This window comes from Streptomyces sp. STAM6 (assembly GCF_054963715.1).
This window is the reverse complement of the sequence record NZ_JBUEFZ010000002.1, coordinates 205572-228048: the sequence shown is the minus strand read 5'-3', so window position 1 is coordinate 228048 and position 22477 is coordinate 205572. Positions and strand designations below refer to the sequence as shown.

Annotated in this window: 15 protein-coding genes; 10 read left to right on the top strand and 5 right to left on the bottom strand. The window is 73.5% G+C overall.

Going from position 1 to position 22477, the window contains the following annotated elements; all coding sequences use genetic code 11:
• Positions 1-50: 50 nt before the first annotated feature.
• Entirely contained in the window at positions 51-2504 is a 2454-nt protein-coding gene (pcrA, locus tag ACY34K_RS03485; protein ID WP_462743368.1) for a DNA helicase PcrA, read from the top strand.
• Positions 2505-2516: 12 nt separating this feature from the next.
• Here the strand turns inward: pcrA and ACY34K_RS03480 are convergent, their stop codons facing one another.
• Positions 2517-3896: a M23 family metallopeptidase gene (locus ACY34K_RS03480; RefSeq protein WP_462743365.1), complete on the bottom strand. Its 1380-nt coding sequence runs from the start codon at positions 3894-3896 to the stop codon at positions 2517-2519.
• A 215-nt stretch (positions 3897-4111) separates the two neighbouring features.
• Complete coding sequence (locus tag ACY34K_RS03475) at positions 4112-4906, bottom strand: esterase/lipase family protein (protein WP_462743362.1); 795 nt, start codon at positions 4904-4906, stop codon at positions 4112-4114.
• A gap of 320 nt (positions 4907-5226) precedes the next feature.
• Here ACY34K_RS03475 and ACY34K_RS03470 point away from each other — a divergent pair, with 320 nt between their 5' ends.
• Positions 5227-5640 carry a cobalamin B12-binding domain-containing protein gene (locus ACY34K_RS03470; RefSeq protein ID WP_462743359.1) on the top strand — a complete coding sequence of 138 codons (414 nt, stop codon included), beginning with the start codon at positions 5227-5229 and terminating at the stop codon, positions 5638-5640.
• 768 nt (positions 5641-6408) lie between these two features.
• Here ACY34K_RS03470 and ACY34K_RS03465 read toward each other — a convergent pair.
• Together ACY34K_RS03465 and ACY34K_RS03460 are read right to left on the bottom strand one after the other, a co-directional pair.
• Entirely contained in the window at positions 6409-8238 is a 1830-nt protein-coding gene (locus ACY34K_RS03465) for a DUF5691 domain-containing protein (RefSeq protein ID WP_462743356.1), read from the bottom strand.
• A 16-nt stretch (positions 8239-8254) separates the two neighbouring features.
• Complete coding sequence (locus ACY34K_RS03460; RefSeq protein ID WP_462743354.1) at positions 8255-9649, bottom strand: SWIM zinc finger family protein; 1395 nt, start codon at positions 9647-9649, stop codon at positions 8255-8257.
• A gap of 132 nt (positions 9650-9781) precedes the next feature.
• Between ACY34K_RS03460 and ACY34K_RS03455 the strand changes: the two genes are divergently transcribed.
• The 8 genes from ACY34K_RS03455 (at position 9782) to sucD (ending at position 19384) form a co-directional block, all read left to right on the top strand.
• Complete coding sequence (locus ACY34K_RS03455; protein WP_462743351.1) at positions 9782-10204, top strand: MmpS family transport accessory protein; 423 nt, start codon at positions 9782-9784, stop codon at positions 10202-10204.
• A gap of 126 nt (positions 10205-10330) precedes the next feature.
• The gene (locus tag ACY34K_RS03450; RefSeq protein ID WP_462743348.1) at positions 10331-11473 is read left to right on the top strand and encodes an ATP-binding protein; all 1143 of its coding nucleotides are present in this window, start codon (positions 10331-10333) and stop codon (positions 11471-11473) included.
• Positions 11470-13839 (top strand): DUF5682 family protein, encoded by a 2370-nt coding sequence (locus tag ACY34K_RS03445; RefSeq protein ID WP_462743345.1) that lies wholly within the window; start codon positions 11470-11472, stop codon positions 13837-13839. Before ACY34K_RS03450 ends, ACY34K_RS03445 begins: the two co-directional genes overlap by 4 nt.
• A complete protein-coding gene (locus ACY34K_RS03440) occupies positions 13836-15002 on the top strand; it encodes a VWA domain-containing protein (protein ID WP_462743342.1) in 1167 nt (388 codons plus the stop codon). The genes ACY34K_RS03445 and ACY34K_RS03440 overlap by 4 nt, the downstream gene beginning before the upstream one ends.
• Positions 15003-15094: 92 nt before the next feature.
• Positions 15095-15991 carry a hypothetical protein gene (locus ACY34K_RS03435; protein ID WP_462743339.1) on the top strand — a complete coding sequence of 299 codons (897 nt, stop codon included), beginning with the start codon at positions 15095-15097 and terminating at the stop codon, positions 15989-15991.
• Positions 15992-16123: 132 nt separating this feature from the next.
• Entirely contained in the window at positions 16124-17035 is a 912-nt protein-coding gene (locus ACY34K_RS03430; protein WP_462743336.1) for a hypothetical protein, read from the top strand.
• A 261-nt stretch (positions 17036-17296) separates the two neighbouring features.
• Entirely contained in the window at positions 17297-18475 is a 1179-nt protein-coding gene (sucC, locus tag ACY34K_RS03425; protein ID WP_462743333.1) for an ADP-forming succinate--CoA ligase subunit beta, read from the top strand.
• Between the two features lie 24 nt (positions 18476-18499).
• Positions 18500-19384, top strand: coding sequence for a succinate--CoA ligase subunit alpha (gene sucD, locus ACY34K_RS03420; protein WP_462743330.1), 885 nt, complete (start codon positions 18500-18502; stop codon positions 19382-19384).
• Positions 19385-19463: 79 nt separating this feature from the next.
• Here the strand turns inward: sucD and ACY34K_RS03415 are convergent, their stop codons facing one another.
• Positions 19464-22361 carry a helix-turn-helix domain-containing protein gene (locus ACY34K_RS03415; RefSeq protein ID WP_462743327.1) on the bottom strand — a complete coding sequence of 966 codons (2898 nt, stop codon included), beginning with the start codon at positions 22359-22361 and terminating at the stop codon, positions 19464-19466.
• Positions 22362-22477 lie beyond the last annotated feature (116 nt).

The window sequence follows — 22477 nt, the reverse complement described above, 5'->3', positions numbered from 1 at the left end:
GATCCCGTTCGGCCACGGCTGTCAGTGGGGCGGCCTAGACTCAATAGGCGATGAGCAGCCTCTTTGACGACAGCTTCCTGGCGGACCTGCGGAACCACACCTCCGAGGAGCCCCCACCGCCGCCCGAGGACTCCGAGGGCCACGGCCCGGCCCCGGAGGAGATCCCGCACGCCCTCTTCGGGGACCGCTTCGACGTGCCCCCGGCCCGGGACCCGCACTACCGCAACGGCGCCCCGCGCCCCGTCGTGGACGCTGCCGCGCTGCTCGAAGGGCTGAACGAGCAGCAGCGTGCCGCCGTCGTCCACACCGGCTCCCCGCTGCTCATCGTGGCCGGTGCCGGATCGGGGAAGACCCGCGTCCTGACCCACCGCATCGCGCACCTGCTGGCCACCCGGCACGTCCACCCCGGCCAGATACTGGCGATCACCTTCACCAACAAGGCCGCCGGTGAGATGAAGGAGCGCGTGGAGCAGCTCGTCGGCCCGCGCGCGAACGCCATGTGGGTCATGACCTTCCACAGCGCGTGCGTGCGCATCCTGCGCCGCGAGTCCAAGAAGCTGGGCTTCACCTCCTCCTTCTCGATCTACGACGCCGCCGACTCCAAGCGCCTGATGTCGCTGGTCTGCCGCGACCTGGACCTCGACCCGAAGAAGTTCCCGCCGAAGTCCTTCAGCGCCAAGATCTCGAACCTGAAGAACGAGCTGATCGACGAGGAGACCTTCGCCGACCAGGCCGCCGACGGTTTCGAGAAGACGCTCGCCGAGGCGTACCGGATGTACCAGGCGCGGCTCCGCGAGGCCAACGCCCTGGACTTCGACGACATCATCATGACCACGGTCCATCTGCTCCAGGCGTTCCCGGACGTCGCCGAGCACTACCGGCGCCGCTTCCGCCACGTCCTCGTCGACGAGTACCAGGACACCAACCACGCGCAGTACACGCTCGTGCGGGAGCTGGTCGGCAGCGGGTACGAGGATCTGGGCCCCGCCGAACTGTGCGTCGTCGGTGACGCCGACCAGTCCATCTACGCCTTCCGCGGCGCGACCATCCGCAACATCCTCCAGTTCGAGGAGGACTACCCGGACGCGACCACCATCCTGCTGGAACAGAACTACCGTTCCACGCAGACGATCCTCTCCGCCGCCAACGCCGTCATCGAGCGCAACGAGAGCCGCCGCCCCAAGAACCTGTGGACGAACGCCGGAGCCGGCGCGCAGATCACCGGCTATGTCGCCGACACCGAGCACGACGAGGCGCAGTTCGTCGCCGACGAGATCGACCGGCTCACCGACGCGGGCGACGCCAAGGCCGGGGACGTCGCCGTCTTCTACCGCACCAACGCCCAGTCCCGCGTCTTCGAGGAGATCTTCATCCGCGTCGGCCTGCCCTACAAGGTCGTCGGCGGCGTGCGCTTCTACGAGCGCAAGGAGGTCCGAGACGTCCTGGCCTACCTGCGGGTGCTGGCCAACCCCGAGGACAACGTCCCGCTGCGCCGCATCCTCAATGTGCCCAAGCGCGGTATCGGCGAGCGCGCCGAGGCGATGATCGACGCCCTCGCCCTGCGGGAGAAGATCACCTTCCCGCAGGCGCTGAAGCGGGTCGACGAGGCATACGGAATGGCGGCCCGCTCGGCCAACGCCGTCAAGCGCTTCAACACCCTCATGGAGGAGCTCCGCACCATCGCCGACTCCGGGGCCGGACCGGCCGTCGTCCTCGAGGCCGTACTGGAGCGGACCGGGTACCTCGCGGAACTGCAGGCCTCCACCGACCCGCAGGACGAGACCCGTATCGAGAACCTGCAGGAGCTCGCCGCCGTCGCCCTGGAGTTCGAGCAGGACCGCGGGGAGGGGGAGGGCGCCGGCACGCTGGCCGAGTTCCTGGAGCAGGTCGCCCTGGTCGCCGACTCCGACCAGATCCCCGACGAGGACGAGGAGGGCTCCGGCGTCATCACGCTCATGACGCTGCACACCGCGAAGGGCCTTGAGTTCCCCGTGGTGTTCCTGACGGGCATGGAGGACGGCGTCTTCCCGCACATGCGGGCCCTCGGCCAGACCAAGGAGCTGGAGGAGGAGCGCCGCCTGGCGTACGTCGGGATCACCCGTGCCCGCGAGCGGCTCTATCTGACCCGGTCGTCGATGCGCAGCGCCTGGGGCCAGCCCTCGTACAACCCGCCGTCGCGGTTCCTGGAGGAGATCCCGGGCCGCCACCTGGAGTGGAAGCGCACCGGTCCGGTGGCCAAGTCGGCGGGCCCGGTGTCCGGCATCACGTCCTCGCTGTCCTCGTCCCGGAGGCGCTCCGGCCCGTCCGGCTTCGCCACCGGCCGCACCGGCGACAAGCCGGTGATCTCGCTGGCCGTCGGCGACCGTGTCACCCACGACCAGTTCGGACTCGGAACCGTGATGGCGGTGACGGGCGCGGGCGCGGACGCCCAGGCGACGATCGACTTCGGGGACGAGAAGCCGAAGCGGCTCCTGCTGCGGTACGCGCCGGTCGAGAAGCTCTGAGAGGAGCTGCGGTCAGCCCGTGGGATCCAGGCCGTGGCCGCGCAGCCACGGCAGCGGGTCGATCGCCGAGCCGCCGCCGGGCCGTACCTCGAAGTGGAGGTGCGGGCCGGTGGAGTTGCCCGAATTGCCGGAGTACGCGATCACGTCGCCGGCCTTGACCTCACCTGACCGGATCTTGGTGCTGCTGAGGTGGCAGTACCAGGTCTCGGTGCCGTCCTTGGCCGTCACGATGGCCATGTTGCCGTAGGCGCTGTTCCACTGGGTGCGCACGGTGCCGTCGGTCGCCGCCATCACGGGCGTGCCGTACTGGACGGGGAAGTCGATACCGGTGTGCAGGGACATCCAGTTGACGCCCGCCTGCCCGTAATAGGCGCTGAGCTGGTGCAGCTTCACCGGGAGGGCGAACTTCGGCCGCAGGGCCTCCTTGCGAGCCGCCTCCGCCTCACGCTTCTTCCGCTCGGCCTCCTGGCGCGCCTTGAGGTCGATGCGCTCCTGCGTGCGGCTCGCGCGGTCGCCGAAGTCCCGGGCGTCGGCGCTGAGCGCGGCGAGCTGGGTGTCCAGGGCGTTGTTGGCGGCGACCGGCTTCACAGAGGCGGGGTCGGCCGCCGTGACGGTTCTGCCGTCGTCCTTCTTCTCGCCGGCGTCGGTGATCCCGCTGACGGACGCCGCGGCGATACCGGCGACACCCATCACACAGGCGGACGGCACGGCGACGGTGAGCAGTGCGGATCGTTTGGCCGGCGGCCGGCGCCGGCCGCGGCCGCCGCCACTGTTCCCGCCGGCGCGGCGGGAAGGTCGCGGAGTGGGGATGACGGGCGCGGCCACCGTCTCCATCAGGTGGTGGTCCTCGGGCTCCGCCTCGGTCACGGTCTCCGTGGCGAACTCCGCCTCGGAGTAGGCGGTCTCGGGCTCCTCGGGGCCGGCCTCGGCCTCGGTGGCCGCCGCGTAGTCGTACTGCTCCGGGACGAACACCTCGGTGGGCGGTGCGTAGTTCCAGGCGGTGGCGTCGTAGGCGCCGCTCTCGTCGCCGGTGAGTCCGGGCGTGGCCCACTGCCCGGTGGTGTCGTATGTGCCGTAAGCGACGGCGGCTTCGTACGTCGCGGTGTCGAACTGTCCGGTCTGTGCCGCGTAGTTCGGGTTGTGCAGTTCGCTCCCCTGGCTCCAGGCGCTCGCGTCCCACTGGCCGGTGTACTCGGAGTACTCGACGTAACCGGTGGTGGCGGCCGTGGTGGCCGTCCACTGCGAGGAGTCGTACTGGCCGCTGTGGCCGGCGTCGTAACCGCCGGGGAGGGCACCGAAGAGCGGGTCGGTGTCGAAGCTGCCGGTGTCGAAGCTGCCCGTGGTGTAAGCGGCGTCTCCGGCGTACCCGGCGTGGGGGTGCTGGTCGTTCACCAACTTCTCTCTCGCCTCGGCAGCAGGACCAGTTCTGGGATCGGCCCTGTGTGGAGGGCCCCAGAGGGGAAGTAGTGGGCGCGACTGTACCCGGCGGTACGCGCACGCGACAATCTTCCGGGGGTTTTGGGTCCGCGGGAAACGGGCATTCGGCCGCCTTTCGGCGGAGTGCGGACGGAGCCTTGGCCTTACGTTCGAGAGTTGTTCGATGGATGTCAGGCCACGGACGCGGAACCGGAGGCTCCGGTGGGTGTCTCGTCGGCGTCGAGGAGCTCGCGGACGCGGGCGATGACCGCGGGGTGAACGGGCAGCGCGAGATGTCCGATTCCACTCACGCGGATGTTCTGCGCGATCAGATCCGGATGATCGATGCGGGCCGTCTCCACCGGCACCATCACATGGTCCAGTTCGCTCCAGAAAGCGATGAATCGCGTAGTGCAGTGGGGTGCCGGTTCGCTCAACTCCCGCAGCACGGCGGAGCCGGGCCGCATCTGGCGCACGAGCGGATGGGCGTCGGCCGGCGGCGCGACCAGCGTGCCGGAGTGCGGCGTGCCGAGGGTGATCAAGGTGCGCACTCTCCGGTCACCACCCAGTCGCTGTACGTAATAGCGGGCGATCAGACCTCCGAGACTGTGCCCGACGATGTCCACCCGGGCGTGCCCGGTGCGGGCGCAGACCTCCTCGACGCGGGCGCCGAGCAGTACGGCGGCGGTGCGCAGATCGCATGTCAGCGGTGAATAGTTGAGCGACTCCGGAGGGCGCCGGCCGTCCCGCCCCAGCGCACGGCGCAGCAGCACGAAAACGGAACGGTTGTCGATGAAGCCGTGCAGCAGCAGGGTGGGCGGTTGTCCCGGCCGGTCCGCGGGAGCCGGCTCCCGGCGCTCCTGGGTGATCCCGGTCGGATAGAGGACCAGATGCCCGGCCAGGATCGCGAGCTCCAGGGCGGTGGCCTTGATCAGGGCCACGGACAGCCGTAACGGAAGGAGAGGAATCCAGGGCAGCGCCTTCATGGCCGACCTCCCGAACGGCACGCGAAAGACGGCGCTGTCCCCCGTATGCCCTCATGGGGTGCCGGGGGCCGCACCGCCGCGCCGCGCGGCTGGCGGCACGGTGATACGGCGACCTCTCTGCGGCTCCCCTGTGCGCTCGTCCCGGACGTCCCGGACGGGGCCATTGGGCCTTCCGGGGCGGGTACAACGCATAGCGAACATGTCCCACGTGTGATTTCCCCCTCCCTGACCACCGCGAAACGACAGGGTGCGGGATGCTGGAGATAACGTTCGTTCACCTCCCCGGCACTAGGTATCGGGGGACGCATGTGGAGGCAGTGATGGGTGTGACCGGTCCGATCCGCGTGGTGGTGGCCAAGCCGGGTCTCGACGGCCACGATCGCGGCGCGAAGGTGATCGCGCGGGCGCTCCGTGACGCCGGTATGGAGGTCATCTACACCGGACTGCACCAGACGCCGGAGCAGATCGTGGACACGGCGATCCAGGAGGACGCCGACGCGATCGGCCTCTCGATCCTGTCGGGCGCCCACAACACGCTGTTCGCGAAGGTGCTGGAGCTGCTGAAGGAGCGCGACGCGGAGGACATCAAGGTCTTCGGTGGCGGGATCATTCCCGAGGCGGACATCGCGCCGCTGAAGGAGAAGGGTGTGGCGGAGATCTTCACGCCGGGGGCGACGACGGCGTCGATCGTGAACTGGGTGAACGCGAACGTCCGCGTCTCCGCGGAAGCCTGACCCCGGAGCCCCTGGGCCCGCACTTCGGGTTGCGGGCCCACCCGGGGCTCCGCCCCGGACCCCCAGGCCCGCACTTCAGGGTGCGGCCCCACTCGGGGCTCCGGCCCGGACCCCTGTCCGTCTGCGGACCGTGGTCCCGTTGTGCCCACCCCCCCAAGCTCTCGGCTTCGCTCGAGCAGGGGGGACCCCCATCGCCCCGCGGAACGACCGCCCACAACGTGGTGCACCGAGCCGGTAACCGGAGCGACGGGCCACACAGGTGCACCCGGCCGGTAACCGGAGCTATGGGCCCCGGCCCGCGCCGAGCCGCGGGCGGCATGCGGCGTTGGGGTGGGGCCGTGCAGGGTCGTCCCCGCAGGGGTGGCGGCCGGGAAACGGCTCCCTCACAAAGAAGGTCAGGCCGCCCGGCCCCGTGGGGGTGCCCCTTTGGGGGAGGGTCGAGCCCGGAGGGGCCACGCCCCCCACCCACCGGCAGGCCGCACACCCGCGCCCGGAAACGGCGGGCCCACCCCGCCGGAGTGATCGCGCCCCGGAAGGGGCAGGCCTACCCCACCGACAGGCACCGCGCCCGCACCCGCACCCGCAAGGGCACGCTCACTCCCCGGGCCGGCACCGCGCTCGGACCCGGAAACGGACGGGCCCACCCCCGGCAGGGGCCGCGCCCGCACCCGCACCCGCAAGGGCACGCTCACTCCCCGGGCCGGCACCGCGCTCGGACCCGGAAACGGACGGGCCCACCCCCGGCAGAGGCCGCGCCCGCCCACTGCTTCAGGCGGCCGCAAGCTCCGCCTGGATGGCCGCTCGGAGCCGCAGCGTGGCGACCAGGCGCTGGAACGCCTCCGACCAGTAGCCCCCCGCCCCCGGCGACGCGCCTTCCGCTTCGTCCGGGAGGGCCGTGAGGACCTCGAGGCGGGCCGCCTCGGCAGGGTCGAGGCATCGTTCCGCCAGTCCCATGACCCCGCTGAAGCTCCACGGGTAGCTCCCCGCGTCGCGGGCGATGTCGAGCGCGTCGATCACCGCGCGGCCGAGCGGCTCGGCCCAGGGGACGTTGCAGGCGCCCAGCAGCTGGAAGGCCTCCGAGAGGCCGTGGGCGGCGATGAAGTCGGCCACCCACACGGCTCGTTCCTCCGCGGGCAGGACGGACAGCAGCTTCGACCGCTCCGCCGGTGACGACGTCCCCGGACCCGTCGCCGGGGGCGCCGCGGCCGGCCCGAGCAGGGCGCGGGACCAGTGGGAGTCGCGCTGCCTCACCGCGGCCCGGCACCACGCCGCGTGCAGTTCGTCGCGCCAGTCGTCGGCGACCGGCAGGGCGACGATCTCCTCGGGCGTGCGCCCGCCGAGCCGTCGCGTCCACGCGGTGAGGGGCGCGGCCTCCACCAACTGCCCCAGCCACCAGGATCGTTCGCCGCGTCCGGCGGGTGCGTGAGGCACGACGCCGTCGCGCTGCATGCCCGCGTCGCACTCGTGGGGCGCCTCCACGCAGAGGAAGGATCCGCTCCCCGTCCGGTCGAGGCTCACACAGGACGCCGCCCGCTCGGCCATGCGGCCCGCCAGTGCCGACCGCGGCAGTGCCGACAGGAGCTCGGCCGCGGTGGAGCGGACGTTGCGGCTGCGGTCGGAGAGCGCCTGCTCCAGGAAGGGTTCGTCCGCGTCGGACAGTCCGTGGCGCAGTGAGTCGAGGAACATCAGCCGGTCCTCGGCCCGCTCGGTGGACCAAGTCGTGGCCAGCAGTGCGGGCGCGGCGGCGGTGTCGTGGGCGCGTACGGCGCCGAGCAGGGCGACCCGCTCGGCGAACAGCCCTTCTTCCCACAGCCGCCGCACGGCCTCGGTGTCCTCGGGGTCGGGCAGCGTGGTGCTGCCCGTGCCGCCGCGCAGGGCGAACCGCCATTCCGGGTTGAGCCGCGCCAGCCAGAGGCCGCGCGGTCCGGCGAACGCCAGTGCCTGGGGGCGCAGATCGGTGCGTGCCCGGGCGGCGTCGAGCAGGGCGGGCAGCACGGACGCGGGCGCCCGGTACCCGTGCTCGTTGGCGGTGGCGAGCCACTGCGGCAGCAGTTCGGTGAGGTCGGGTGCCGCGCCGCGCCGGCCGCCGCCCGACGAGGTGCCGGAACGGTCGGCGAGCAGTTGGATGAGCCGGTGCCTGGCCGCCTCGGGCAGGGGCGCGCGTGTGTCGTGCGGCGCCGGCTCGGGTGGCGGGGCCGCGGTCGCGGGCAGCAGTCCCGCCCGCCGCCGGACGGTGTGCAGGGCCGCCGCGTCGAGCAGGGCGACCGGTGCGTCCTGTCCGGCCGCCGACGCCATGACGTCGGCGCCGGGCGGCCGGCGGTCGGTGCCGAGCAGGGCCGAGGTGACGAGTTCCTCCCAGGGAGTCGCACGCACCGGCGCCGTGGCCGCCGGGTCCGCGGTCGTCGGCGTCGTGGCCGCCGATGTCGCGGTGGTCGCCCTCGCCGTGGTCGCCCTCGCGGTCGTGGCCCTTACGGTCGTCGCTCTCGTGGCCGCCGATGTCGCGGGCAGCGGCTCCGAGGCCGCCGCGTCAGCGGTCAGCGGCTCAGCAGCCGCCGGCTCCGTGGTCATCGGTCGCGCAGTCATCGGGTTCGTGGTCATCGGGTTCTCCGTACGTTCAGATCAGCGGGACCGTCTCGGGCGTGTCCGCGGACCATGCGGCCAGCGGGTTGAAGCCGCGGTGCCCGCACTCGCCGAAGACCGTGACCGGGCCGCCGCCGGACAGGGCGACCAGGCGCCACAGGCCCGGGCGGCCGAGCGCGGCCGGGGCGACGGGCAGCGCAGTTCCGCCCTCCGCGCCGCCGTCGTCCGCGCGCCCCACGCGCTCCTCCGCGTCGGCCAGCTGCCAACCGCCGCCCTCGGTCGGGACGGGTATGACGTTGGTCAGGGTGACCGGCCAGGAGTCCAGCCAGGGGTCGTCGCGCAGCGCGGCGCCGTACGCCTCGACCGCGTCGGTGGTCGTCCCGCCGGGCGGCGGCGCCTCGGCGGGGACGGGCAGGGAGAACCGCTCGCCCAATTCGGCCCGCAGTTGTCCGGCGCCCGTGTGCGGGGTGATGTCCGCGTCGATGACGACTCCCACGGGCAGTGCCAGCTGTGGTGCCCGGCCGGCCGCGCCGAAGGACAGCAGCAGCGCCGTGCGCCCGCTGTCGCGTCCGTGCAGCCAGGCGCGGCGGGTGGTGAGCTTGCCGTCCGAGGTGTCGTACTGCGCGAGCACGGTCCAGTGGTCGCGCACGACCGGGCCGGCGGCGGGCGAACTGAGGCCGACGCGTGTGCGGACGGTCGTGGCGAGCGGCTCCGGCAGCCGATCGATGCCCAGCCAGGCGCGGTCGAGCAGATGGGTCAGTGCGGATTCCTCCAGCAGCCGTACCGGCCAGCCCTGGCCCGAGCCGGGTATCGCCCCCAGCTCCCTGACACGGGCCGCCAGTCCGGGCGCCTGCGCGTCGACCATCCGGGCCGCTGTCTCCTCCCACAGGCCGTACCCCGCCCGGTCGGCGGCGGCGAGCCCGCCGCGCAGCAGATCGGCGAGCCGCTGTTCCAGCTCCCGCGCGCCGGCGCTGATCCTGGCGGCCCGCCGCTCGGCCCTGCGCCTGGCCGCCTCGGGGTCGGTCGTTCTCGCGGCCGCTGCCCCGTCCCCGGTCCCTCCCCCTTCTTCCTGCTTCGCCGCGCGGGCGCGGCGTCCTTCCAGCCACTGCCCCGCCCAGTCCGGCGCTTCGGAGCCGCGCACGGCCTCCTCGTCCGCCGCCCAGAGCAGCAGCAGCCCGATCGCGTGCTTGCACGGGAACTTCCGGCTCGGGCAACTGCACTTGTACGCCGGGCCCGTGGTGTCGACGATCGTCTGGTACGGCTTGCTCCCGCTGCCCTTGCACAGGCCCCAGACGGCTCCTTCGCCGCCGCAGCCCGCCTCGGACCACGGTCCGGCCGTGCCGAGCTTGCTCCCCGCTCTGCGTGAGGCGTCGTCAGGAGCCAGGGCCAGCACCTGTTCCGCCGTCCAGCGCACCCCCTGCTGATTCATACGGCCGACCGTAGGGCCCGCCACTGACAATCGTTCATGACCAGCGGATTCTTCCGGTGCCGACGAGTTGACCATGCTTGCCCTCTACTGTTCTCTGCGGGTATCGCACGCCAATCACCCTGGGGGGTCCATATGAACCGCATCAGCCGCTCCATCGTCTCCGTCCTCGCCGCGGGCGGGCTCGCGCTCGTCCTGGCGGCCTGTTCGGAGGTGGCCGACGAGGCGACGAAGCAGGTCGACAAGGCGGTGAACGAGGAGTACGAGGTCACGTACGAGGTCACCGGCAAGGGCGTGGACTCCATCGACTACAACGCCGGCGGTGGCGACGCGACCAATCCGAAGCTGGAGACGGTGCAGAACCCGACGCTGCCGTGGAAGAAGACGGTGAAGCTGCGCGGCATCGAGGCCCCCGCCGTCACCCCCATCGGCCTCGGCACCACCGAGGCCGACATCACCTGCAAGATCACGCACAAGGGCAAAGTGATCAAGGAGGCTTCGGGCAAGGGCGCCGCCGCGGCCGCCACCTGCGTCGCGATCTCCCCGATCGCCGGCTGACCCACCCCGCAACTCGCCTGCGGCACCGGCCGTTTCCGCACGTCGGCAGCGGAAACGGCCGATTGTCAGTGGCATGGTGCACGGTTGGTCCCACACCCGGTCGAACACGATCTGGAGGGGGATTCCATGACTGTGCCCGCAACCACCCATGCCGCCGAAACCGCCGGTGCGACCCGCGAGGAGACCCGGACGGAGGCCCTGCGGCCGCACGCCGAGGACGCGTTCGCCGACGAGCTCAAGGCGCTCGCCGCCGCCGACGACCGGCCCCGGCCGGCCCGCTGGCGACTCTCCCCGTGGGCCGTCGCCACCTACCTCCTCGGCGGCACGCTGCCCGACGGCACGGTGATCACACCGAAGTACGTGGGACCGCGGCGCATCGTCGAGGTCGCCGTCACCACACTCGCCACCGACCGCGCCCTGCTTCTCCTGGGTGTCCCGGGCACCGCCAAGACCTGGGTCTCCGAGCACCTCGCCGCGGCGGTCAGTGGCGACTCGACACTGCTCGTGCAGGGCACAGCGGGCACGCCCGAGGAAGCCATCCGGTACGGCTGGAACTACGCGCAGCTGCTCGCCCACGGACCGAGCCGGGACGCGCTCGTGCCCAGCCCCGTCATGCGCGCCATGTCCGAGGGCATGACCGCCCGCGTGGAGGAGCTGACCCGCATCCCGGCCGACGTGCAGGACACGCTGATCACCATCCTCTCCGAGAAGACGCTGCCGATTCCCGAGCTCGGCCAGGAGGTCCAGGCGGTCCGGGGCTTCAACCTCATCGCCACGGCCAACGACCGGGACCGGGGGGTCAACGACCTCTCCAGCGCGCTGCGCCGCCGTTTCAACACCGTCGTGCTCCCGCTGCCCGCCACTCCCGACGCCGAGGTCGACATCGTCTCCCGGCGCGTCGACCAGATCGGGCGTTCCCTCGACCTGCCGGCCGGACCGGAGGGCATGGACGAGATCAGGCGGGTCGTCACCGTCTTCCGGGAGCTGCGCGACGGCATCACCGCCGACGGGCGCACCAAGCTCAAGTCCCCCTCGGGGACCCTGTCCACGGCCGAGGCCATCTCCGTGGTCACCAACGGCCTCGCCCTCGCCGCCCACTTCGGCGACGGAGTGCTCCGCCCCGGCGACGTCGCCGCCGGCATCCTCGGCGCCGTCGTCCGCGATCCCGCGGCCGACCGCGTCATCTGGCAGGAGTACCTGGAGACCGTGGTCCGCGAGCGCGACGGCTGGAAGGACTTCTACCGCGCCTGCCGGGAGGTGTCGGCGTGAGCGCGCCCACGGGGCCCCTGCTGCTCGGCGTACGCCACCACGGACCCGGTTCCGCCCGCGCGGTGCGGGCCGCGCTCGACGCGGCGAAGCCGCGGGCCGTGCTGATCGAAGGGCCGCCCGAGGGCGACACGCTCCTGCCGCTCGCCGCCGACGAGCGGATGCGGCCGCCGGTCGCGCTCCTCGCCCACGCCGTGGACGACCCGGGCCGGGCGGCCTTCTGGCCGCTGGCCGAGTTCTCACCCGAGTGGGTCGCCCTGCGCTGGGCGCTCGACCACGGTGCGGCGGTCCGCTTCATCGACCTGCCGGCCGCGCACTCCCTGGCCATGATGGGCGACCCCACCTGGGGGGACGACGAGGAGGAGCCGGCCGACGACGAGCCGAGCGCCAGGGCACCGGCCCTGCGGGTCGACCCGATCGCGGTGCTCGCCGAGACCGCGGGGTACGACGACCCGGAACGCTGGTGGGAGGACGTCGTCGAACACCGCGGTACCGGGTCCGCGGCCCACGCCCCACCGGACGGCGAGCACGATCCCCTGGCTCCGTTCGCCGCTCTCGCCGAGGCCATGACGGCACTGCGGGAGACCTATGGGCACGGCGGGCACCACCGCGACCTCGTCCGCGAGGCGTACATGCGGCTCCAGCTGCGCGCCGCGCGCAAGCAGCACACGGACGGCGAAGTGGCCGTCGTCTGCGGCGCGTGGCACGTGCCCGCGCTCGCCGCCAGGAGCACCGTCACCGCCGACCGCGCCCTCCTCAAGGGTCTTCCCAAGATCAAGACCGAGATGACCTGGGTCCCCTGGACCCACCACCGTCTGGCCCGTCACGGGGGATACGGCGCGGGCATCGACTCGCCCGGCTGGTACGGGCATCTGTTCAGCGCCCCGGACCGGCCCGTCGAACGCTGGCTGACCAAGATCGCCGGACTGCTCCGTGACGAGGACCGGATCGTCTCGTCCGCCCATGTCATCGAGGCCGTACGGCTCGCCGACACGCTCGCCGCCATGCGCGGCCGCCCGCTCGCCGGGCTCGGCGAGACGCTCGACGCCGTGCGGGCCGTGATGTGCGACGGCTCCGACGTGCCGCTCGGACTCATCAAGGACCGCCTGATCATCGGCGATGTCCTCGGCGAGGTCCCCGAGGGCGCCCCCGCCGTCCCGCTGCAGCGCGACCTGACCCGCCTTCAGCGCGGTCTGCGCCTCAAGCCGGAGGTGCTGGAGCGCGAACTCGAGCTCGATCTGCGCAAGGACACGGACGCGGCGCGCAGCCGGCTGCTGCACCGGCTGCGGCTGCTCGCGGTCGGCTGGGGCGAGCCCGCCGCCGGGCGCGGCAGTACCGGCACCTTCCGGGAGACCTGGCGGCTGCGCTGGGAGCCGGAGCTGTACGTGAGGGTCGCCGAGGCCGGCGTCTGGGGCACCACCGTGCTGTCCGCCGCCACCGCCAAGGCCGAGTCCCGGGCGGTGTCGGCGACCGCGCTGTCCGAGGTCACCGCGCTCGCGGAGCGGTGCCTGCTGGCCGATCTGCCCGACGCGCTGCCCACGGTGATGCGGGCACTGGCCGAGCGGGCCGCGCTCGACGCGGACGTCGGCCACCTGGCGCAGGCGCTGCCCGCGCTCGCCCGCTCCCTCCGGTACGGCGACGTGCGGTCCACCGACACGGCCGCTCTCGGCGAGGTCGCGACGGGGCTGGTCCTGCGGATCTGCGTCGGCCTGCCGCCGGCGTGCGCGGGACTCGACGCGGACGGCGCCACCGAGATGCGCGGCCACCTGGACGGGGTGCACGCCGCGATCCGGCTCCTGCCGGACGCGGAGGAGGTCACCGGCCGCTGGACCGCCGTTCTGCGCACCCTGACCGCGAGGGACACCGTGCCCGGGCTGATCCGCGGCCGGGCGGCCCGGCTGCTGCTGGACGACGGCCGGCTCGCCGAGGACGAGGCGGCCCGGCGCATGGGCCTCGCCCTCTCGCCCGGTACCCCGCCCGCCGAAGCGGCCGCCTGGATCGAGGGCTTCGTCGGCGGCGGCTCCGCCGGCCCGGGCAGCGGCATGCTGCTGGTCCACGACGAGCGGCTGCTCGGACTGGTCGACACCTGGCTGACCGGCGTCCCCGCCGACGCCTTCACGGACGTGCTGCCGCTGCTGCGGCGTACGTTCTCGGCCTACGAACCGGGAGTGCGGCGCACCCTCGGAGAGCTCGTCCGGCGCGGCCCGGCCACCCGCGCCACCGGCGGGGCGGGCCCGGGGCGGGCCGAGCCGGGCGTGCCCGGATTCGGCCCGGGGCTCGACGAGGCCCGGGCGGACGCGGTGCTGCCGCTGGTGCGGCTGCTGCTGGGCGCCGCGGAGAACAACGACCTGGTGGAGGTGGGACGATGAGCGAGGACGAGCGGCTGCGGCGGTGGCGCATGGTGCTCGGCGGGGGAGCCGCCGACGGGACCGGCCGCGCACTCGCGGGGACCGACGCCGCGATGGACGGCGTCCTGGGCGCGCTGTACGGCGACGGTGAGACCGGGGCGGGCGGCCGGCAGGGCGGTCGGGACCGCCGCGCGGGACTGGGCTCGTCGGCCCCGTCCGTGGCCCGCTGGCTCGGCGACATCCGTACGTACTTCCCCAGCTCCGTCGTCCAGGTGATGCAGCGCGACGCGATCGACCGGCTCGGCCTGTCGGCGCTGCTGCTGGAGCCGGAGATGCTCGAAGCCGTCGAGGCGGACGTCCACCTCGTCGGAACGCTGCTGTCGCTCAACAAGGCGATGCCCGAGACGACCAAGGAGACGGCGCGCGCGGTCGTCCGCAAGGTCGTCGAGGACCTGGAGAAGCGGCTCGCCACCCGTACCCGCGCCACCCTCACCGGCGCCCTCGACCGCAGCGCGCGCGTGAACCGCCCGCGCCACCGGGACATCGACTGGGACCGCACGATCCGGGCGAACCTGAAGAACTACCTGCCGGAGTACAACACGGTCGTGCCCGAGCGGCTCATCGGCTACGGACGCGCCTCCCAGTCCGTGAAGAAGGACGTCGTCCTGTGCATCGACCAGTCCGGCTCGATGGCCGCGTCGGTCGTCTACGCCTCGGTGTTCGGGGCCGTACTGGCGTCCATGCGGTCCATCTCCACCCGGCTCGTCGTGTTCGACACGGCGGTCGTCGACCTGACCGACCAGCTCGACGACCCCGTCGACGTCCTGTTCGGCACCCAGCTCGGCGGCGGCACCGACATCAACCGGGCACTGGCGTACTGCCAGTCGCAGATCACCCGCCCCGCCGACACCGTCGTCGTCCTCATCAGCGACCTCTACGAGGGTGGAATCCGCGACGAGATGCTGAAGCGGGTGGCGGCGATGAAGGCGTCGGGTGTGCAGTTCGTGGCGCTGCTCGCGCTCTCCGACGAGGGAGCCCCGGCGTACGACCGGGAGCACGCGGCCGCGCTGGCGGCCCTCGGCGCACCCGCGTTCGCCTGCACTCCGGACCTGTTCCCGGAGGTGATGGCAGCGGCGATCGAGAAAAGGCCACTGCCCATACCGGACATGGCGACTCATCAGTAACACCGGGCTTGCGTGAACCGGGGAGGCTCGTGCGAGCATCGTCGCGTCGTACGCGGAGTTGGACATTCCGCGATCTTGGAGGCATCCCGCTCGTGACCGCATCCGCCGTCGCGCCCGCCACCGCCCCGCGCCCCGCGCGCCGGGTGGCCGGCCGGCGTGCCGCGGCGGTCCTGCTGTTCCTCGGCGGGCTGTTCGGCCTGGGACTCCTCCTCGGAGGGACGGCCCATGCCGCGGAAGCCCCGGCACCGGCCGGCGCCACCGCCGAGCACACGGACACGGCACCCGCGGCCGGGCGGCCGCAGGCCGACCCCACCGTCCACGACGGGCGGATCCGCGAGGCGGCGACCACCACCGCCGGCACGGCCGCCGACGTCACCGGCGAGATACGGGAAACCACCGTGCCCTCGGGCCGGCCGGTCACCGCTGCCACCACGGTGACGGCCGTGGGCGACGCCGTCGCCGGGGTCACGGACCGTGTCACGGACGGCGTCACCGGCACGGTGGCGACCACCGTCGAGCCTGCCTTCGGACCGACGGCGCCCACGACGACCGGCATGCCCGGCGGTGTCACCGGAGCGCCCCGTGCGGAGCTGCCGCAGCCCACGGCACCACGGTCCACGACCACCGGTCCGGGCCGGGGCACCGACCCGGCGGACGCCATCGGTCCCCGGCTGTTCCCGCACCTCACCTGGCTTCCCCCGACCGGCGCCGGCTTCACCGGCCCGGACACCCACGACGCGACCGCGGCGAAGGCCGCCCGCCCGTACGACGGCCGCCCCGGGCTGCCCCTCCTCCCCGGGCCCACCGACCCGTGCGGCAGCACCGCGCCCCAGCGGGCCGGTGACACCGGCGGCTCACGCGGGGGCGACCACGACGCCGTCGCGTCCGCCGCCGCCGCGCACCACGCACTCGTACGCGGCGCCGGGCTGCCGGCCACCGCGGCACCCGTCGCGGAACGGCCCCACCAGATCCTCGAATTCCCCGGCTAGGGCAGACCTCCCCCCGCTCAGGACCTGCCGCGCGGGGGCGGGACAGGTCTGCCCGTCGTCACCGGAGCTCTCCCGGACAGCGTTCCCGGACCCGGCAGAGCTCGAAGCCGAATTCGAAGGAATCACACACCCATGAACAAGAACATCCGCCGTTCCATAGCCGTCGCCGCCACCGCAACCGGTATGTGGGCGATCGGCACCGCGGCCGCCGGCGCGGCCGAGGTCCCCGTCTCGGTCCCGCTCTCCTCGCCCGACCAGGCCGTCGACACGGTCGAGGACACGGTCGAGGACACCGCCCGGGGCGGCGTCCAGGACGCCACCGCGACCCAGCCCGAGGTCCTGGACGCCGGCCGGGCCGGCATGGCGGGCGTCCAGGACGTCGCCCGGAGCTCCGCCCAGGACGTCCGGGCCGATGTGCACCGGACCCAGGAAGTCGCCGACCGGCACGCCGGGCCCGCCGTGGACACCGCCGGTGAGGAGATCGACTACCTCTTCGGCCCCCTGTCCGCCTTCGCGGGGGAGCTGACGAACGACCCGGTCGCCACCGCCACCCCGATCGCCGGCGGTGTCGCCGCCGACGTGACCCCGCCCGTCGTGGCGACCGCCGTCGCCTCCGCCCTCCCGGTCGCGGGCCAGCTGGCCGGCGACGCCGGGTACCTCGCTCACGGCGTCGTCTCGGAGGTGCAGCCCTTCGCGCACGGCGTGGTCGCCGACGTCCCGCCGCTGGCGTACGGGGTGACCGGCGAGGTCCGGCCGTTCGCGGACGGCGTCACCGGAGCCGTGGAGCCGCTCGTGCGGGCCGTCGCCGACCACGTCGAGCCGGTCGCGCAGGGCGTCGGCGGCAGCACCACCGCTCTCGCCCACGGCGTGACCGGTGACGTGCGGCCGTTCGCGGAGGGAGTGACGTCGGACGCGCGGCCGTTCGCGCAGGAGGTCGCCTCCGGTGTTACGGCGGACGTCCAGCCGCTGGCCGGCAACGCCGTCACCGGTGTCCGGGGCACGGTGGCGGCGGTCAGCCCGGACTACCTCCCGTACGGCGTCTGATCCGGTACGAAATCCGCAGTGACGGGCGGTCTCACAAAGAGGGAGGCCGCCCGTTTGAGGTTGTTGTCTGTGACAGGTATCACCGCGCCGGTGTGAGCTGCGATTTAGGACCCTCGCTCCCACGGGGATAACCTGCGAGACGGACATGCCGCGTCCACGGACACCGTGTACGCCTCCCTTGTGACAGCGCAGTCACGTTGCCCTCCGCGGCACGCCCACGCAGACAACGAACCGCGATCACCAGAAAAGGGACGGACGCGCGTGGACCTGTTCGAGTACCAGGCGAGGGACCTCTTCGCCAAGCACGGTGTACCGGTGCTGGCCGGTGAAGTCATCGACACGCCTGAGGCGGCGCGCGAGGCGACCGAGCGTCTTGGCGGCAAGTCCGTCGTCAAGGCCCAGGTCAAGGTCGGCGGCCGTGGCAAGGCCGGTGGCGTCAAGCTGGCCGCCACCCCCGACGAGGCCGTCGCCCGCGCGACGGACATCCTCGGCATGGACATCAAGGGCCACACGGTCCACAAGGTGATGATCGCCGAGACCGCGCCCGAGATCGTCGAGGAGTACTACGTCTCGTACCTCCTCGACCGCACCAACCGCACCTTCCTGGCCATGGCCTCGGTCGCGGGCGGCATGGACATCGAGGAGGTCGCCGCGACGACCCCCGAGAAGCTCGCCAAGGTCCCGGTCGACGCCAACAACGGCGTGGACATCGAGAAGGCCCGCGAGATCGTCGCCCAGGCGCAGTTCCCGGCCGACGTGGCCGAGCAGGTCGCCGAGGTCCTCGTGACCCTGTGGAAGACCTTCGTCGCCGAGGACGCGCTCCTCGTCGAGGTCAACCCGCTCGCCAAGGTCGCCTCCGGCGACATCCTGGCGCTGGACGGCAAGGTGTCCCTGGACGCCAACGCCGACTTCCGCCAGCCCGAGCACGAGGCGCTCGAGGACAAGGCCGCAGCCAACCCGCTCGAGGCTGCCGCCAAGGCCAAGGGCCTCAACTACGTCAAGCTCGACGGCGAGGTCGGCATCATCGGCAACGGCGCGGGTCTGGTCATGTCGACCCTCGACGTCGTCGCGTACGCCGGTGAGAACCACGGCGGCGTGAAGCCCGCCAACTTCCTCGACATCGGCGGTGGCGCCTCCGCCGAGGTCATGGCGAACGGTCTCGAGATCATCCTCGGTGACCCCGACGTGAAGTCCGTCTTCGTCAACGTCTTCGGTGGCATCACCGCCTGTGACGAGGTCGCCAACGGCATCGTCCAGGCCCTGAACCTGCTGTCCTCGCGGGGCGAGGCGGTCACCAAGCCGCTGGTCGTGCGCCTCGACGGCAACAACGCGGAGCTGGGTCGCAAGATCCTGTCGGACGCCAACCACCCGCTGGTGCAGCGTGTGGACACCATGGACGGCGCGGCCGACAAGGCCGCCGAGCTCGCGGCTGCGAAGTAAAAGGGACGAGGTCACAGACACACCATGGCTATCTTCCTCACCAAGGACAGCAAGGTCATCGTCCAGGGCATGACCGGCGCCACGGGCATGAAGCACACCAAGCTCATGCTCGGTGACGGCACCAACATCGTCGGTGGCGTGAACCCCCGCAAGGCCGGCACGTCCGTCGACTTCGACGGCACGTCCGTCCCGGTCTTCGGCTCCGTCGCCGAGGCGATGAAGGAGACCGGCGCCGACGTCTCGGTCCTGTTCGTGCCGCCGGCCTTCGCCAAGGCCGCCGTCGTCGAGGCCATCGACGCCGAGATCCCGCTGGCCGTCGTGATCACCGAGGGCATCGCGGTCCACGACTCCGCCGCCTTCTGGGCGTACGCGAAGGCCAAGGGCAACAAGACCCGCATCATCGGCCCGAACTGCCCCGGTCTCATCACGCCGGGCCAGTCCAACGCCGGCATCATCCCGGGCGACATCACCAAGCCCGGCAAGATCGGTCTCGTCTCCAAGTCGGGCACGCTGACCTACCAGATGATGTACGAGCTCCGTGACATCGGCTTCTCGTCCGCCGTCGGCATCGGTGGCGACCCGGTCATCGGCACCACCCACATCGACGCGCTCGCGGCCTTCGAGGCCGACCCCGAGACCGAGCTGATCGTCATGATCGGTGAGATCGGTGGCGACGCGGAGGAGCGGGCGGCCGACTTCATCAAGGCCAACGTCACCAAGCCGGTCGTCGGCTACGTCGCGGGCTTCACCGCCCCCGAGGGCAAGACGATGGGCCACGCCGGTGCGATCGTGTCCGGCTCGTCCGGCACCGCGCAGGCGAAGAAGGAGGCCCTCGAGGCCGCCGGCGTCAAGGTCGGCAAGACGCCGACCGAGACGGCGAAGCTGGCGCGCGCCATCCTCGGCAAGTAAGCCCGCCGCAGCAGTCCGAAGGGCCCGCTCCCGTCATTCCGGGGGCGGGCCCTTCCGCGCGCCCGGCGCGGCGGGCCGCTCAGTGGGTCTCCGGGACCAGCCGCGGCGGGCCGGTCACGTGCTCCTCCCGGAGTTTGTCGCGCAGGACCTCGTCCTCGCCGTTCAGCCCCTCCGCGCCGCTGAGGACCGGCACCCCGGCGATCGCCTCGCCCGGCGCGAGCGGTGGCTGGTACCGGGTGGGCGCCGTGGCCAGAGTGAACACGGTGGCGCCCACGATGAGCGTGGTGAACGCGATCGCCGCCCGCGTCCAGAACCGCGCGCGGCGCTCGCTGCCCGTACGTACGGTACGGGCGGTCGCCAGCACCATCGCCGGGCCCTTGGCGAGCAGCGCGGCCAGCCGTTCGTGCAGGACCTCCGGGTCGCGCAGCTCGGGAATCCGCCCGGCGACCTCCTCACGGGCGTGCAGCAGCCGCATCGCGGTGGCCGGGGTGCTCGCCTCGGTCTCGGCGGCCGTCTCCGGGAGGTCGAGTCCCAGGCCGTCGTACAGCACCAGCGTCCGGCGGTAGGCGGGCGGCAGGTCCAGCACCGCGCCCCGCAGCGCCCGTGCGGCGCGGTCCGTGGTCGGAGTGTCGGGATGCCGGTGGCTGGGGCGCAGCCGGTGCCACGGCGACAGCGCGTAGTCGTACGTCACCGCCCGGACCCACCCGGCGGGATCCGGGTCAACGGCCACCTCGGGCCAGCGCTCCCACGCCCGGTGGAACGCGAACTCGACGGCCTCGCGCGCGAGGAGCCGCCGCCCGGTGAGGAGGTAGGCCTGCTGCACGAGAACGGGGGCGGCGCACGCGTACAGCGTGTCGAACGCCTCGGCGGGCGCGGACACCACCACCGCACCCCGCCGGGCCCGCCCGGCGACGGCGACGCGGCCGGCGCCGACGGGCCGCACGCCCGCGGTGACCTTGCCCGGGTCGTCCTCGCCGCCGGCCCGCCCGCCGACCCGCCCGCCGGCCCGCCCGCCGGCCCGCGCCCCGGCCGGGGCCTCACCACCGGCCCGACCGTCCGCCGGGGTGTCCGCCCCGGCCTGCCCGTCCCCGGTCTTCGCCTTCCCACGGGCCGGACTGTCCTGCGGGGCATCGCCTGCGGCATCGCCCCTGCCAGGCGCGTCGTCCGGCGTGCCGGCCGTGGCTTCGCGGCCGTCCCCGGCCGGGGCGCCGCTGCCGTCGTCCGGTGTGCCGCCCGGCTCTGCGGCGCGCGGGCCACCAGCACGCTTCTTCTGCCGACCGGAACCGGCTTCGTCCTCGCCTTCGGTGCCGTCCGGCGCGGGGTGGCCCGCCCCGGGGCGGCGGCCCCCCGCCTTCGGCGCGGCGGCGGTCTCACTGTTCGGCCCGCCGCCGGCCGGGGTCCGGCCGCCGCCCGTCCGGCTGTTCGTCCGGGTGCCGGCTTTGCGGCGGCGGCCCTTGGCCTTCGTGGGGGCGTGGCCGTCCGGGCCGGGGCCCGCCCCGGACGGTTCGTCTGCTGTGCCCGGTCCCTCGCCGTTTCGGGCGGCAGGCCGATCACCCGCGTCCTTCGGCCCGCCGTCGCTCTCACCGTTCGACCGGCCTCCGCCCGGCGTCCGGCCGCCGGTCCGGCTGTCCGTCCGGGTGCCGGCTTTGCGGCGGCGGCCCCTGGCCCTGGGGGTGGGCGTGCCGTCCGGGCCGGGGCCCGCGCCGGCCTTGGGCTGGTCCGTGTCCGGCTCACCGCCGCTCGGGCCGGGCGCCCCCGACCGGCGGCCCTTCCTCCGCTCGGTGGCGGGCTCGCCGTCCGGCCGGCCGTCCGCCTTGCGCCGGCCTCGTCCGGGGGCGGGGGCGTCAGCGCCGTCCGGCGTGGCGGCCGGAGCTTGGCCCTCGGTGCCGGGCGGGGCGCCGCCGCCGGGCGAGTCCTCCGGCTTCGAGGCGTGGCGGGCCTTCGACCGGGTGCCTGACTTCGACCCCCCGCCCTTGCGCTTTCCGCGGTCGGCACCGGCACCGTCGGCCCCGTCCTCGGGTGCCGTGTCGGCCCCGGCGGAGGCGGGCCCGCCCACCGGTGCGCCACTGCCCGGCCCGCCACTGCCCGGCGCGGCTCCGCCCGGCGCTCGGCCGTCGGCTTGGCGGGCCGGTGGTGTGCCTGCCCCGGCCCGGCTGTCCTGGGTCTCTGCCCCGGCCGGGCGGTCCTGGGTCTCTGCCCCGGCCGGGCGGTCCGGCGTGCCGGCCGGCGTCTCGCTGCCGCCGGCGCCGCCCTCCGGCTCGGCGGTGCGTGGGGTGTCCGTTCCCCGTTCGCGGATGCCCGTTCGGCCGTCCGGCTCCACGGTGCGTCGGCTGTCCGCCCGTGATTCATGGATGTCCGGTCGCCCCTGCGGTTCAGCGCGTCGGCTGTCCGCCCTCGGTTCGCGGACGCCCGTTCGACCGTCCGGCTCCGCCCCGCCGCTCGGATCGGCGGTCCCGGCCGAGGAAGAGACGGGCCGGGTGGGCGCGGCCGCGGACGATCCGGCTCGGGGCAGAGGGCCCGGGGCCGCCTCCGGCGGGGGTGTGGTGGTGTGCGCGCGGGCGCGCGGGGGCGTGTGGGGGAGGGGCGTCGAGTCCACCGGAGCGCCGGCCCGGGCCCGGGCGCGGGACCCCGGGGGCTCGCGAGGAGTCTCCCGCGCCGCGGCCCCCGCATCCGCGCCCGCCTCCCGTTCGCGCGGCACCGGGGGCGCGCCCTTCGGCGGTCCCTTGCGTGCCGGCGGCTGCCGTGCCGCCGACGCGTCCACCGTCACCAGCGTGCCCAGCAGCTTCGCGTACGCCTCCCGCTTCCGGCCCCGCGGGGTGCCGCGGCCCGTCTCCCACGCCCGCACCGTGGTGAGGGGCACGCCCAGCGCCTCGGCGACCTGCTCCTCGCTCAGCGACTTCGCCATCCGCAGCCGCCGCCGCTCCTTCGGGGAGGGCAGCGGGGGCTTGGACTGGAGGGTCGTGATGATCCGGCTCATGGCCGGCCCCCGGCAGGGCTGCACTCGACGGAAAAGTACATAACCGTATCTTGAGCGACACAACGGGCATTCTGCCGTTACATGGTGAAAGCGCGTGTCGTTGGCAGCATGGCGCC

Bases quoted from the DNA above. Each gene is read 5' to 3' on its own strand.
- ACY34K_RS03455 (WP_462743351.1), top strand. From the start codon at position 9,782: ATGAACCGCATCAGCCGCTCCATCGTCTCCGTCCTCGCCGCGGGCGGG.
- ACY34K_RS03415 (WP_462743327.1), bottom strand. From the start codon at position 22,361: ATGAGCCGGATCATCACGACCCTCCAGTCCAAGCCCCCGCTGCCCTCC.
- ACY34K_RS03430 (WP_462743336.1), top strand. From the start codon at position 16,124: ATGAACAAGAACATCCGCCGTTCCATAGCCGTCGCCGCCACCGCAACC.
- pcrA (WP_462743368.1), top strand. From the start codon at position 51: ATGAGCAGCCTCTTTGACGACAGCTTCCTGGCGGACCTGCGGAACCAC.
- ACY34K_RS03465 (WP_462743356.1), bottom strand. From the start codon at position 8,238: ATGACCACGAACCCGATGACTGCGCGACCGATGACCACGGAGCCGGCG.
- ACY34K_RS03450 (WP_462743348.1), top strand. From the start codon at position 10,331: ATGACTGTGCCCGCAACCACCCATGCCGCCGAAACCGCCGGTGCGACC.
- sucD (WP_462743330.1), top strand. From the start codon at position 18,500: ATGGCTATCTTCCTCACCAAGGACAGCAAGGTCATCGTCCAGGGCATG.
- ACY34K_RS03475 (WP_462743362.1), bottom strand. From the start codon at position 4,906: ATGAAGGCGCTGCCCTGGATTCCTCTCCTTCCGTTACGGCTGTCCGTG.
- ACY34K_RS03470 (WP_462743359.1), top strand. From the start codon at position 5,227: ATGGGTGTGACCGGTCCGATCCGCGTGGTGGTGGCCAAGCCGGGTCTC.
- ACY34K_RS03440 (WP_462743342.1), top strand. From the start codon at position 13,836: ATGAGCGAGGACGAGCGGCTGCGGCGGTGGCGCATGGTGCTCGGCGGG.
- ACY34K_RS03460 (WP_462743354.1), bottom strand. From the start codon at position 9,649: ATGAATCAGCAGGGGGTGCGCTGGACGGCGGAACAGGTGCTGGCCCTG.